Below are 11,870 nucleotides of genomic sequence, written 5' to 3' on the forward strand. Positions count from 1 at the left end.
TCCCGGCACCCTGCGTATACTTGCTCCACTGCAAGGTTCGGCCTGCGGTGCGAGCGAGAGGGATGACGTTGATGTTCACCGTCACGCAGAGCCCGCGCGATGGTGGCGGGGTGTGCCTGCGGCTCGTCGGTGAGCTGGACATGAGCACCGCCGGTGAGCTCAACGACACGCTCGACCGGTTGGCCGCCGACGGGGCCCGGCACCTGCTGCTGGACCTGACGGAACTGACCTTCTGCGACTCCACCGGCATCGCGGCGTTCGTCCGGGGCGACAACCGGGCCGCCGCCCACGGAGGGTGGCTGCGGCTGACCGGAGCCACCGGCCGCGTCGACCGGGTGCTCCAGGTCACCGGCCTGGCGGAGGTGTTGAGGTACCAACCGGACATGGCGGACCCGGCGTCACAGGACGCCCTCTGATCGGCTAGATTCCCCGCCAGCGGGTGACCGTGCGGTCCCCATCGCCCGACATGAGACAGGTACACCCCATGGGCCAAGGTGCCGCGAACCCCGTCCGTATCCTCGTCGTGGACGACGACCCGGGTGACGTGCTGATGATCGAGGAAGCCCTGGAGGACTCCGAGATCGAGAAGGTCATCGACGTGGTCAGCGACGGCCAGGAGGCGATGGAGTTCCTCCGCCGGGAGGGGCGGCACACCGAGGCCCGCCGCCCCGACGTGATCCTGCTCGACCTGAACATGCCGCGGATGGACGGCCGCCAGGTGCTCGGCGAGGTCAAGCAGGACGAGGACCTGCGGACCATCCCGATCGTGGTGCTCACCACCTCGAACGCGGACACCGACATCGTCGGCAGCTACACCCTGCAGGCCAACGCGTACGTGACCAAGCCGATCGACCTGGACGACTTCAACGACGTGGTCCGCCGCATCGACGAGTTCTTCGGCCGGGTGGTCGTGCTCCCCAAGCGCTCCTGACCGCCCGCCGGCCCCGACCCCCGGGTCGCGCTCAGTTGCTGAACATTTTTCCCGAACATCCTCGCCGCCGACCGGCACCCGCGAGGATCGAACCGGGGAAAGACGTACCAGCTGCCTGGGGGGCGACAGTATGAGGTTCTCCGTCGTTGAGACCGGCTACGACCAGCGGCAGGTCGATTCCTGCCTGGATGAGCTGGGAGTCCGGTTGACCCGGCTCGCGGCGCGGGCGGAGGTCGCGGCCGGCGCGGGGCGGGAGTGGGACCAGATCCGGCAGGAGGCCACCCTACTGCGCGGTCTGGTGGACCGGCAGAGTACGCCCAGCGACGACGAGGCAGCGGCCGCCCGGCGTGCCGCCTCGGCGGTCGAGCGGGAGGCCGCCGAGCTCCTGGCCCAGGCGCGCAGCGAGCTGGACGCCGCGCGCGAGGAGGCCCGGCAGCTCCGTGAGCGGGTGTACGCCGAGGCGATGCAGGCCCGCCGCGACTTCGAGGCGGTGCTGCAGGAGCGGCGCCGTCGCGAGGCCCGGGTGGATCAGATCCTGGGCGGGGCGGCCGGCGAGGCGGTGCCGGCCGACACGCCCACCGCTGCCGCGTCCACGGGTGGTGTGCCGGCGACCCGGGACGGCGCGACCGAGGTGTCGGCCCAGCGGCCCGAGCCGGGCACCCGGGTGGCCTGAGCGCGGGGGCGGCTCAGGTCAGCGCCGCCACCACCGTGGTGGCCCGCGGTTCGTGCGGGGCGTACGCGTCGGGGAACGCCGAGATCTGCACGGCCTGGGCCGCGGCGGTCACGCTCAGCTCCTGCCAGCCGGGCACCTCGAGCAGCGCGGCGTAGAACGCCCGGGCCGCGTACGCGGGGCGCATCAGCTGGGCCACGGTGCCCCAGCCGCTGCTCGGGCGCTGCTGGAACAGCCCCACCGAGTCGTGGTCGGAGCCGCTGCCCTGGTGCGGGTGGTCGTACGACTCGGGCAGCACGTCGCTGGCCAGGTTGTACAGGTTGCTCTCCTGCATGGCGGTGGCGATGGCGACGATCAGGCCGCGTCGGGGCACCTTCATCGCGACTCCGACGTCGACGATCACCTTCGCGTTGTCCATCTGTGCCTGGGTGAGTCCGGCGACCGGCCGGGGGCGCGTCGGTATGGCCGGCTTCTTCGGCTTCGGCCTGGGCTGCCGGGTGGCCGACGGAGCCGGGCTGGCCGTGGGGATCTGCGTGACGGGGACGGCGACGGGCGAGGCGGCCCGGTCCAGCGAGCGGGAGGCGCGGTCGGCGGCCTCGGCCCGGTCGGCCAGCACCTCGGCGACCGGCGTCCCGCGCCGGCCGGTGTCGTGCGTCCCGGCGAACGCCACCAGCCCGAGGCAGCAGGTCACCGTCCCGGCGAGGGCCACCCGAGCGGGGGTCGAGGCCAGCGCGGCGCGCGCCCCGCGTCGGGGCGGCTCGGGAGCGCGGTGCCGGCCGATCCTCCGTTCGTCCGATGTGGCATCGCCCGGACGGGCACCCGGCGGGGTCTCGGGCGTCTGCTGGGGAGAGGAGCTGTGGGGAGGCACCCGCCGAGGCTAGAGAGCCGGCGGCCGCTTGCCATCGAGGTCATTGGTGGCATGCGCCACAATTTGCCATGATCCGACCGGGCATTTCCGCCAGTGGGTCAGGAATGGTGTCGACCTCGTCAGTCCTACTTATCCTCGATGTCGGAAAGAACCGGAGGAATCCGGCGCGTCGGGATCGCGCGCGGGCCGTCGGCGGCCCTCCTCCGTTCGGGCCACGGTCACCGGCCGTACCGTCGACCCGTCCGCCCACCGCGCGGCGGACGCCCAGGTCGCTGCCGGTGCCCGCGATGTTGCGGTGGCCGGTACGCCGGCTCGGTACGATGCGGACGGTGACCGACAGCATGATCGACGACCCCGTCGGCGGTGCCGTGCACCGTCGCCGTGACCGACGTGGACTCGTCCTGGCGCTGCTCTCCGTGCTACTGGCGGTCGTCCTGGCCGGCCACCGCGCGGTGCCGAACGTGCACGGCCTGGGCAGCCTGCTCGACAGCGCGACCCCACTGCTGGGTTTGGGGGTGCCGGTGCTGGCCCTGGCCGCGCTGCTGCGCCGGTCCCGGCGGGCGCTGGTGGCCGTCGGCCTGCCCGCGGCCGTCTGGGCGCTGCTCTACGCCGGGGTCTGGTGGCCATCGGCGGCCGGCAGCGGTCCGGCCGGCCTCCGGGTGGCCAGCCAGAACCTGCGCGCGGGCAATCCCGACCCGGCCGCCACGGTGGCCCCGCTCGCCGAGGCCGGCGTCGACCTCATGGGGCTCCAGGAGGTCGACGACGCCGACCGGCTCGCCGCCGCCCTGCGCCCGCGCTACCCGCACCATGCGTCGGTCTCCACCGTCGCGCTGTGGAGCCGCTATCCCATCCGGGATTCCACCGGGGTGGACACCGGGCTCGGCTGGACCCGCGGGCTGCGGGCGGTCGTCGCCACCCCCAGCGGGGACCTGACGGTCTACGTGGTGCATCTCGGCTCGGCCCGGGCCGGAGACACCGCCACCCGGGACGAGACCGTGCGCACCCTCGCCCGGGTGATCCGGTCCGACCGCGCCGACCGGCTGCTGGTGCTCGGAGACCTGAACACCGCCACCACCGACCGGGTCTTCGCCCCGCTGACCCGCCTGCTCGGCGACGTCCAGGCCGACGCGGGGCGGGGGTTCGGCTTCACCTGGCCCTCGGCGGTGCCGGTCACCCGGCCCGACCACGTGCTCTACCGCGGCCTCACCCCCACCGCCGCCGACGTGCTGCGGACGCCGGACTCCGACCACCGGGCGGTGACCGCCGCCTTCCGCTGGTGAGTCAGCGACGCCCGTCGGCCGGCGTGACGGTCAACCGGTGCCGGCTGGCGTCGCCGCTGGAGAAGGGCCAGATCCGGTCGGCGTACTCGACCAGGTCGGCCAGCTGCTCGCGGGTCAGGCCCGCAGAGGAGATGGAGGCGTGCACGTCGGCCCGGTAGCGGCCGTCGTCGTCCCGCCCCAGCTTCGCCTCCGCGGTCACCTGCACGGTGTGTGCCTCGTCGGTGATCTCGCCCGCCGCCTCCACCGCCGCGTGGTGCAGGCAGGACGCGAACGCGGCGGCCAGCAGCTGCTCCGGCGTCAGGCCCGTGCAGTGCGGGGCGAGCGGGGACGCCAGGGCCGTGGACCAGCCGTCTTGGGTGCGTACATGACCGCCCGAAGCGGTCGCCGTGGCCTCGTTCGGCCAGGAACTCGGATCCGGCATCGCGTTCCTCCCGTCAGTCACCGGCGCGTTCCCGGCCTCGTACGGGTGAAACGCCGGTCAGCCGGAACGGGCGCGGGACCGGTCGTCGAGCGCGACCGCCTCGGTCGCCTCCGTCGCGGCGCGCTCGGTCCACTCGGAGACCGGCGCGGAGCGGGGCCGGGGCACCGACGCCAGCATCGGCACGTACACCCGGGCGTCCACCGCCTCGGCCAGCAGCAGCGCGGCCATCAGGCTGGTCGGCCGGCGGGTCGGGTCGTCGTCGAGGCAGTGGCGGCACAGCTCGGCCACCTCCGGCGGCAGCCCCTCGATCGGGGGCAGCGGCTCCGCCGTCACCCGCCGGCGGGCGCCCACCAGCTGGGTAGCGGTGGTCCCGGCGGCGTACGGCAGGCGCCCGGTGAGGCAGTAGTAGAGGAGCACGCCGAGGGCGTACATGTCGGCCGCGGGGGTGGCCGGCTGCCGGTCGAACTGCTCCGGGGCCAGGTACGCCGGCGTACCCACCACCATGCCGTCCGGGTTCTCGTCGGGCTCGCCGGCCGGGGTGGCGATGCCGAAGTCCAGGACCTTCACCCCGGACGGGGTGAGCATGACGTTCGCCGGTTTCACGTCGCGGTGCACGATCCCGTGCGCGTGCGCGGCGGCCAGCGCGGCCGCCACCTCCGCGCAGACCCGCACCGCGATCCGCCAGTCCAGCGGCCCGGCGCGCAGATGGGTCGCCAGCGTCTCGCCCTCGGCCAGTTCCATCACGATGTACGGCGCCTCACGCCCGGGCAGCGCGGTCGAGGTGCCGAAGTCGTGCACGCTGGCCACGTTGGGATGGACCAGCCGGGCGGCGTTGCGCGCCTCGGCGCGGATCCGCTCGACCGAGGTCTGCTCGCCCTGCTGCCCGGGGGACATCAGCTTCACCGCGACCGGCCGATCCAGCACCAGATCGTGCGCCCGCCACACCTCGGACATGCCGCCCAGGCCGATGCGCTGTGCCAGCTGGTACCGCCCGGCCAGCGTCCTCATCGACCCGCTCCTGTCCCTGTCGTGCGGCGTGTCCCGGTCTGGGTTCGCCGTTCTCGAGCCGGTACCCGCGCTCCCAGCAGGGCAAACCCGGCGGCGGTCGGCCCGGAGCGGGCTCGGGGCCGACCGCCGGTGCGGTAGCTTGCCAGCCAGGGGCGTCCGGCGCAGCGGTGCGGGCGGCACGACGGAGGGGGACGCGGATGGGTGGGGTGACCGTGCGTTTCGTCGGCGGGCCGGCCCACGACGTGGTCCGGGAGGTGCCCGCCGAGGCGGGGGGCGAGCCGCCGGAGCGCTGGATCATGCGGCACCCCGACGCCGCCCCGGCGCCGGGCGGCGGCGGTCCGGACCACCTCTACGCGCGGGACCGGCCCGACGGCAGCGGGGTGTGGACGATGCGCTTCGTGCGCACCTATCCGATCGGGGCGAGCGAGTAGCCGGTCACCGGCGGTACCGTCGAGGTCACCCCTGGTGGTGGGCACAGCTGGCGCACAGGATGCGCACAGGGCAGCGCCAGGCACGCCGCCGACGATGAGGGCATGGTGATGGACGGGCAGGCAGCGCAGCAGCGGATCGAACTCCGTCGCCCCGACGGCGAGCCGGTCCGGGTCCTGGTGGTCGACGACGAGCCGACCCTGACCGACCTGCTGTCGATGGCCCTGCGCTACGAGGGCTGGCAGGTGCTCAGTGCCGGCAACGGGATGTCCGCGCTCAGCGCCGCCCGGCAGTTCCAGCCGGACGCCGTGGTCCTCGACGTGATGCTGCCCGACCTGGACGGCTTCCAGGTGCTGCGTCGGCTGCGCGAGCAGACCCCGACCGTGCCGGTGCTCTTCCTGACCGCCCGGGACGCCGTCGAGGAACGGATCGCCGGGCTGACCGTCGGCGGCGACGACTACGTCACCAAGCCGTTCAGCCTGGAGGAGGTCATCGCCCGGCTGCGCGCCCTGCTGCGCCGCTCCGGGTTCGCCGTGGCCGCCCGCGAGGACGCGGTGCTCACCGTCGGCGACCTCAGCCTCGACGAGGACAGCCACGAGGTGCGCCGTGGCGCCACGCTGATCACCCTCACCGCCACCGAGTTCGAGCTGCTGCGCTACCTGATGCGCAACCCGCGCCGGGTGCTGAGCAAGGCGCAGATCCTGGACCGGGTCTGGAACTACGACTTCGGCGGGCAGGCCAACGTCGTGGAGCTCTACATCTCGTACCTGCGGAAGAAGATCGACGCCGGGCGGGCCCCGATGATCCACACGCTGCGCGGCGCGGGCTATGTCCTCAAGCCGGCGGAGTGACCGGGGCGGCCCGCTGCGCCGGTGGCTGGCCGGGCGGTCCCTGCGGACCCGGCTGGTCGCCGCGGTGGTGGCGCTGCTCGCCCTGGTCAGCCTCGCCATCGGCGGGCTGACCACGGTCGCGCTGCGGCACTTCCTCGTCGTCCAGGTGGACAACCAGCTCGCGATGGACGGTCGCCGCCGCGACGGACGGCTGCCCTGGGCTCGGGAGCCGAGCGCCTGGCCGCGGTCGGACCCGCGTGGCTGGCAGCCCCGGCCGGAACCGCCGGCCGGCTTCCCGCCCGGCTCGATCGGCGTGCGGGTCGCCGCCGGCGGGGACACCTCGGCCCGCATCCGCACCACTTCCGGCCCCACCGAGGCCCTCACCGCAGCCGAGGTGGCTCCGCTGGCCCGGCTCGCCCGCGACGGGCAGCCGCGCACCGTCGACCTGGGCGACCGGGGCGACTACCGGGCGGTCGCCCGGCAGGTGCCCGACGGCGACGTGCTGGTCTTCGCGATCCCGCTGGCCGGGGTGCAGGAGACCGTCTGGTGGATGATCGCCGCCCAGGCGGGCGTCGCCGCCGCCGGACTGCTGGTCGCCGGCGGCCTGGGCGCGCTGATCGTGCGGGCCACGCTGCGCCCGCTGAACCGGGTCGCCGCCACCGCCGCCCGGGTCACCGAGCTGCCGCTGGACCGTGGCGAGGTGGCGCTGTCGGTGCGGGTGCCGGAGGGGGACACCGACCCGCGTACCGAGGTCGGGCAGGTGGGGGCGGCGTTGAACCGGATGCTGGGGCACGTCGCCGCCGCGCTGGCGGCGCGGCAGGCCAGCGAGACCCGGGTACGCCAGTTCGTCGCCGACGCCAGCCACGAGCTGCGTACGCCGCTGGCCGCGATCCGCGGCTACGCCGAGGTGGCCCGGCGCGGCCGGGACCGGGTGCCGCCGGACGTCGCGCACGCCCTGCGCCGGGTGGAGTCGGTCAGCACCCGGATGACCGGCCTCGTCGACGACCTGCTGCTGCTGGCCCGGCTGGACTCGGGCCGGCCGCTGGTGACCGAGCCGGTCGACCTGACCGCGCTGGTCGTCGACGCGGTCGGCGACGCGCACGTCGCCGGCCCGGAGCACCGCTGGCAGCTCGACCTGCCCGACGAGGTGCTCGACGTGCCGGGCGACGCCGCCCGGCTGCACCAGGTGGTGGCGAACCTGCTGGCCAACGCCCGGGTGCACACCCCGCCCGGCACCACGGTGACCACCCGGCTGGCCCGCGCCCCGGAAGGCGTGGAGCTCACCGTCTCCGACGACGGGCCGGGTATCCCGCCCGAGTTGCAGGGCGAGGTCTTCGAACGCTTCGCCCGGGGCGACAGCTCCCGGTCCCGGGAGCACGGCAGCACCGGCCTCGGCCTGGCGATCGTGGCGGCGGTGGTGGAGGCGCACCACGGCACCGTCGAGGTGCAGAGCCGGCCGGGCCGTACCGTCTTCCGGGTCCTGCTGCCCGGTTCCACAGCCGACGCATAGCCCGTCACGGGGGCGACTGGGCGCCCCGGCCGTGCTCGGCCGTGCCGGCCCTGCACCACCGCCGGCCGGAGGTCAGTGCGGCAGGGCGGCGGCGAGGACCTCGACGAGGCGGCGCGCGTACCGCCCGTCGGGGTCCGCGTCGGCGTCGAGGTCGGCCACGCTCACCCCGAGCAGGCGTCCGGACCGGGCCAGCGGCCCGGTGAGCGCGAGCAGGTCGGCCCAGTCGAGGCCGCCCGGTTCGGGGTAGGTCACCGCCGGCAGCACCCCCGGGTCGAGCACGTCGACGTCCAGGTGCAGCCAGGCCGGCCCGTCGCCCTCCGCCGCCAGGTCGCGGCCGACGGCCCCGGCCCCCCGTCGCCGCAGCTCCGCCGCCGGCACCTGGGGGATCCGCGGGTCCACCCGGTCGGCCTCCCGGCGGGCCTCCTCGTCGCCGGGCGGGCGGTGGCCGACCAGCCGGACCAGCTCCGGCGCCACCAGCGGCGCCGCCCGGTCGAAGAGGTCCGGGCCGTGGCCGGTGAGGATGGACAGCTCCATGTCCGCGCCCTCCCCGGTGGCCGAGCCGAACCCGTCGGAGAAGTCCGGGTGACCGTCCAGGAACCACAGCCCGCTGCCGGGCGGCAGGGCCAGGAACACGCCCAGCAGGATGGTGCAGTCCCCGCCCAGGACGAGCGGGTGCCGCCCGGCGGCGCGGACCGCCGCCACCCCGGCGGCGATCGCCCGACCGGCCCGACGGACCTGTTCCGCCCCGGTCAGCCCGGTCACCGGGTCCCGCGTCGCGTCGTCGATCCGGGCGTCGACCGCTCCGCCGTCGTCGGCGTGCAGTGCGGCCAGCAGGCCGGCGGCCCGCAGCGCGCCGGGGCCGCGCTCCTCACCCCGGCTCCGACCGGAGGAGTCCAGCGCCGCGTCCAGCACCGTCCATCGCACAGGCGCAGGGTAGCCCCGACGTGGCAGGCTGGGCACGATGTACCGGGAACGTCGGGCCGCCCTGCCGGGTGCCGTGCTGTGGACCGCCGTCAGCGCGGGCGCGGCCACCCGGGTGCTGCCGGACGGCTGCCTCGACCTGCTCTGGTCCAGCCGGTCCGGGCTGCTGGTGGCCGGCCCGGACCGCACCGCCCATCTCAGCGTCGCGGCGCCGGGGGAGCGGTGGCTGGGGCTGCGGCTGCCACCGGGCACCGGCCCGGCGGTCTTCGGCGTCCCCGCCGACGAGCTGCGGGACCGTCGGGTGCCGCTCGACGCGCTCTGGGGTCGCGCGGCGGCCGAGGTCGCCGAGCGGCTGGGGGACCGGCCGACCGGGACCGCGCTGGAGGCCGTCGCGGTCGCCCGACTGGCCGCCGCCGGCGGACCCGATCCGCTCGGCGCGCGGGTCGCCGCCCTGCTCGCCGGCGGCGCCACGGTCACCGCGACCGCCGCCGAGGTCGGCCTCGGCCCGCGCGTTCTGTACCGGCGCAGTCAGGCCCTCTTCGGGTACGGCCCGAAGACCCTCGCCCGCATCCTGCGGATGCGTCGCGCGCTCGCGCTGGCCCGCACCGGTGTCGGGCTGGCCGAGGTGGCCGCCCGCAGCGGGTACGCCGACCAGGCGCATTTCACCCGCGACGTACGCGAGCTGGCCGGTGCCCCCCCGAAGACCCTGCTGCGGAGCTGACCCGGCGGTCGTCCGATGCGGCCCGAGGGCCCGCCGCGCGGTGGCGCTCGCATCGAAGTTCATGCACCAACCTTCGTCGGCGCCCAGCCCAAGATCAAGTCTTGTTCTTGTCGAGGGCCCGTGATGAAGTGAGGAAAGCGGGATGTCGTTCCCTCCGCGGCGGGCCCGCCCGGCGTCTGTCCGGGTGAGGAGGGCGATCCGTTGACGACTGAGGACCGCACCCGGGACGACTTCACCGACTTCGTCCGTGCCGAGGTGGCCGGGCTGACCCGGTTCGCGTACCTGCTGACGGGCGACCGGCACCACGCCGAGGACCTGGTCCAGGTGGCGCTGGCGCGGGTCGCGGTGCGCTGGGAACGGATCGACGATCCGTCGGCCTACCTACGGCGGGTGCTCTGCACCCAGGCCGCGAGTTGGTGGCGGTGGCGGCGCGCGCGCCCACCGGAGCGGCTGGGCGTCGCGCTGCCGGAGCGGGCCGGCTCGGGCGACGACACCGACCTGCGGCTGGTGCTGCGGGCGGCGCTGGCCCGGCTGACCGCCCGGCAACGCGCGGTGCTGGTGCTGCGCTACTTCGAGGACCGCACCGAGACCGAGACGGCCGCCCTGCTGGGCTGCCGGGTCGGCACGGTCAAAAGCCAGACCCGGCACGCCCTCGGTCGGCTTCGCGTCCTCGCTCCCGAGTTGGCCGAGCTGGTCGGTCGCAGTCCCCAGGAGGTGACCCGATGACCGCCCGGCTCACCGAGGCACTGCGCCGCCTCGCCGACGAGGCGCCGCCCGCGTCCGTACCGGAGGGGCTCTTCGACACGGCGCGGGCCCGGCACCGCCGTCGCCGGGCCGCCGTCGCCGGCGCGCTCGCCGTCCTGGTCCTGCTCCTCGGCACCGGGTACGTCCTGCACCCGGTCGCCCTGCTCGCACCCGCCGCGCCCCGGCTCGACGGACCCGGTCTGCCCAGCCGGCTGGTCGACCCGCCGTGGCGTACCGCCGCCGTGGCGCAATCGGCCCCCGGGCCGGCGGCGGCGCTCTTCGGTGGGCCGGCCGTGCGCTCCGACTGGGACGAGGCCCGGATGGGTGTGGTGGCCGCGGAAGCCGACCGCTACCGGGTGCTCGACGTCGCGCCGGTGACGCCCGGCTTCGACGCGTTGCTGTCCCCGGACGGTCGCCATGTCTGGGCCGGTGGCGTGCTGGTCGACCTGACCTCCGGCCGGTCCACCAGCGACGGGGTGGCCGGTCGCCCGCTGGCCTTCGCGCCGGACGGCACGCGCCTCGCCTACGCCGACGACCAGGACACCTTCACCCCGCCGAACACCTACGGAACCCCGTTCGTGGGACTTTACGACCCGGCCAGCCGGGCCGACGTACTTCGGATGCGGGTGGGCGTCGCCTGGGTGGCGCCGGCCGCTGCCGCGATCGCCCCGGACGGCGGTGAACTCGCCGTGCAGGTCCGCGACGAGGTCTGGGTGGCCCGGGTCGCCGACGCGGACCGGAACCGCGTCGCCGAGCCGTACCGGAGGCTGCCGCTGGCCGGTGGCCGACTGGCCGGGCCCGGCTCCTGGGCACCGGACGGGCGGTCGCTGACCACCGTGGAGCGGTCCTCCTGCACCGACTGCCCGGTGCCGGGCTACCCGCGCACCTGGCGGCTGGTCACCCGGCAGGTGGCCGACGGTGCGCCGGTCGGCGGGGCGGCCTTTCCGGAGCTGCGCTCGGCCACCTACGTGCAGGTGGTCGGCTGGCGGTCGGCGGACGAGGCGGTCGCGCTGGTCGGCCGGCCCGGCCCGGGCGCGGTGGACCGGCCGGACACCTACGACATCTCCGTGAATCCCCACCGGGAGCCGGGCACGGCGGGGGTTGAGCTGGTGCGGTTGCGCCGCGGCGCGAGCGCACCGGAGGTGCTGCTGCGCACGCCGGCGGGGATCACCGAGCTGTCGGTCGCCGCCGACCTCGCCGTCGCCGGCCAGGTCCGCGCGTCGGGCGACCCGGAGTACGGTCCGCCGCCGTTCTGGCTGCTGGCGGTGGGCATCGTCCTGGCGGTTCTGGTGGCCCTGCCCCTGCTGGCGCTGGTGCGGCGGCTGCGCGGTCGGCGGGGTGGCCCCGCGTCCGGCCGCCGTATCCGGGACGACAGCCCAGCCCCCGACGGGCCCTAGGCCGTGTCTTCAAAGGTTCACAACCACTGGAGTAGTGCGGCGATGGTGACGGTGGCCTGGTAGGACGTGGCGGTTTTGTCGTAGCGGGTGGCGACGCTGCGGCACTGCTTGAGGCGGTTGAAGCAGCGTTCGACGACGTT

General features: G+C 75.4%; 14 protein-coding genes and 1 pseudogene. 10 read left to right on the forward strand and 5 right to left on the reverse strand.

Annotation, left to right across the window (positions count from 1 at the left end):
- Positions 1 to 71 precede the first annotated feature (71 nt).
- The 3 genes from V6U88_RS29435 (at position 72) to V6U88_RS29445 (ending at position 1,604) form a co-directional block, all read left to right on the forward strand.
- The gene (locus V6U88_RS29435) at positions 72 to 416 is read left to right on the forward strand and encodes an STAS domain-containing protein (RefSeq protein ID WP_334458140.1); all 345 of its coding nucleotides are present in this window, start codon (positions 72 to 74) and stop codon (positions 414 to 416) included.
- A gap of 68 nt (positions 417 to 484) precedes the next feature.
- A complete protein-coding gene (locus tag V6U88_RS29440; protein ID WP_154937697.1) occupies positions 485 to 931 on the forward strand; it encodes a response regulator in 447 nt (148 codons plus the stop codon).
- Between the two features lie 130 nt (positions 932 to 1,061).
- Positions 1,062 to 1,604 carry an ATPase gene (locus V6U88_RS29445; protein WP_334458141.1) on the forward strand — a complete coding sequence of 181 codons (543 nt, stop codon included), beginning with the start codon at positions 1,062 to 1,064 and terminating at the stop codon, positions 1,602 to 1,604.
- A gap of 13 nt (positions 1,605 to 1,617) precedes the next feature.
- Here V6U88_RS29445 and V6U88_RS29450 read toward each other — a convergent pair whose 3' ends face one another.
- Complete coding sequence (locus V6U88_RS29450; protein WP_442934719.1) at positions 1,618 to 2,469, reverse strand: hypothetical protein; 852 nt, start codon at positions 2,467 to 2,469, stop codon at positions 1,618 to 1,620.
- A gap of 329 nt (positions 2,470 to 2,798) precedes the next feature.
- Between V6U88_RS29450 and V6U88_RS29455 the strand changes: the two genes are divergently transcribed.
- The gene (locus V6U88_RS29455) at positions 2,799 to 3,749 is read left to right on the forward strand and encodes an endonuclease/exonuclease/phosphatase family protein (RefSeq protein ID WP_334458142.1); all 951 of its coding nucleotides are present in this window, start codon (positions 2,799 to 2,801) and stop codon (positions 3,747 to 3,749) included.
- A 1-nt stretch (position 3,750) separates the two neighbouring features.
- Here V6U88_RS29455 and V6U88_RS29460 read toward each other — a convergent pair whose 3' ends face one another.
- Together V6U88_RS29460 and V6U88_RS29465 are read right to left on the reverse strand one after the other, a co-directional pair.
- Positions 3,751 to 4,170 carry an OsmC family protein gene (locus tag V6U88_RS29460; RefSeq protein ID WP_334458144.1) on the reverse strand — a complete coding sequence of 140 codons (420 nt, stop codon included), beginning with the start codon at positions 4,168 to 4,170 and terminating at the stop codon, positions 3,751 to 3,753.
- A gap of 57 nt (positions 4,171 to 4,227) precedes the next feature.
- Positions 4,228 to 5,178 carry a serine/threonine-protein kinase gene (locus V6U88_RS29465; RefSeq protein WP_334458146.1) on the reverse strand — a complete coding sequence of 317 codons (951 nt, stop codon included), beginning with the start codon at positions 5,176 to 5,178 and terminating at the stop codon, positions 4,228 to 4,230.
- 197 nt (positions 5,179 to 5,375) lie between these two features.
- Here V6U88_RS29465 and V6U88_RS29470 point away from each other — a divergent pair, with 197 nt between their 5' ends.
- The 3 genes from V6U88_RS29470 to V6U88_RS29480 all read left to right on the forward strand — a co-directional run bounded on the left by V6U88_RS29470 (position 5,376) and on the right by V6U88_RS29480 (position 7,947).
- Positions 5,376 to 5,609 (forward strand): hypothetical protein, encoded by a 234-nt coding sequence (locus V6U88_RS29470; RefSeq protein WP_334458148.1) that lies wholly within the window; start codon positions 5,376 to 5,378, stop codon positions 5,607 to 5,609.
- Positions 5,610 to 5,717: 108 nt separating this feature from the next.
- Positions 5,718 to 6,458 carry a response regulator transcription factor gene (locus V6U88_RS29475; RefSeq protein ID WP_334458156.1) on the forward strand — a complete coding sequence of 247 codons (741 nt, stop codon included), beginning with the start codon at positions 5,718 to 5,720 and terminating at the stop codon, positions 6,456 to 6,458.
- Complete coding sequence (locus tag V6U88_RS29480) at positions 6,436 to 7,947, forward strand: sensor histidine kinase (RefSeq protein WP_334458149.1); 1,512 nt, start codon at positions 6,436 to 6,438, stop codon at positions 7,945 to 7,947. The genes V6U88_RS29475 and V6U88_RS29480 overlap by 23 nt, the downstream gene beginning before the upstream one ends.
- Positions 7,948 to 8,019: 72 nt before the next feature.
- Here the strand turns inward: V6U88_RS29480 and V6U88_RS29485 are convergent, their stop codons facing one another.
- Positions 8,020 to 8,871: an arginase family protein gene (locus V6U88_RS29485; protein ID WP_334458150.1), complete on the reverse strand. Its 852-nt coding sequence runs from the start codon at positions 8,869 to 8,871 to the stop codon at positions 8,020 to 8,022.
- 37 nt (positions 8,872 to 8,908) lie between these two features.
- On the opposite strand from V6U88_RS29485, the gene V6U88_RS29490 reads away from it, so the two are divergent.
- The 3 genes from V6U88_RS29490 to V6U88_RS29500 all read left to right on the forward strand — a co-directional run bounded on the left by V6U88_RS29490 (position 8,909) and on the right by V6U88_RS29500 (position 11,730).
- The gene (locus V6U88_RS29490) at positions 8,909 to 9,589 is read left to right on the forward strand and encodes a helix-turn-helix transcriptional regulator (RefSeq protein WP_334458151.1); all 681 of its coding nucleotides are present in this window, start codon (positions 8,909 to 8,911) and stop codon (positions 9,587 to 9,589) included.
- A 201-nt stretch (positions 9,590 to 9,790) separates the two neighbouring features.
- Complete coding sequence (locus tag V6U88_RS29495) at positions 9,791 to 10,315, forward strand: SigE family RNA polymerase sigma factor (RefSeq protein WP_334458152.1); 525 nt, start codon at positions 9,791 to 9,793, stop codon at positions 10,313 to 10,315.
- Complete coding sequence (locus V6U88_RS29500) at positions 10,312 to 11,730, forward strand: hypothetical protein (protein WP_334458153.1); 1,419 nt, start codon at positions 10,312 to 10,314, stop codon at positions 11,728 to 11,730. Before V6U88_RS29495 ends, V6U88_RS29500 begins: the two co-directional genes overlap by 4 nt.
- A 17-nt stretch (positions 11,731 to 11,747) precedes the next feature.
- Here V6U88_RS29500 and V6U88_RS29505 read toward each other — a convergent pair.
- Positions 11,748 to 11,870 (reverse strand): annotated as a pseudogene (locus V6U88_RS29505) (IS5/IS1182 family transposase); the annotation flags it as partial.

This window comes from Micromonospora sp. CPCC 205739, from assembly GCF_036906795.1.
Classification (GTDB): domain Bacteria; phylum Actinomycetota; class Actinomycetes; order Mycobacteriales; family Micromonosporaceae; genus Micromonospora.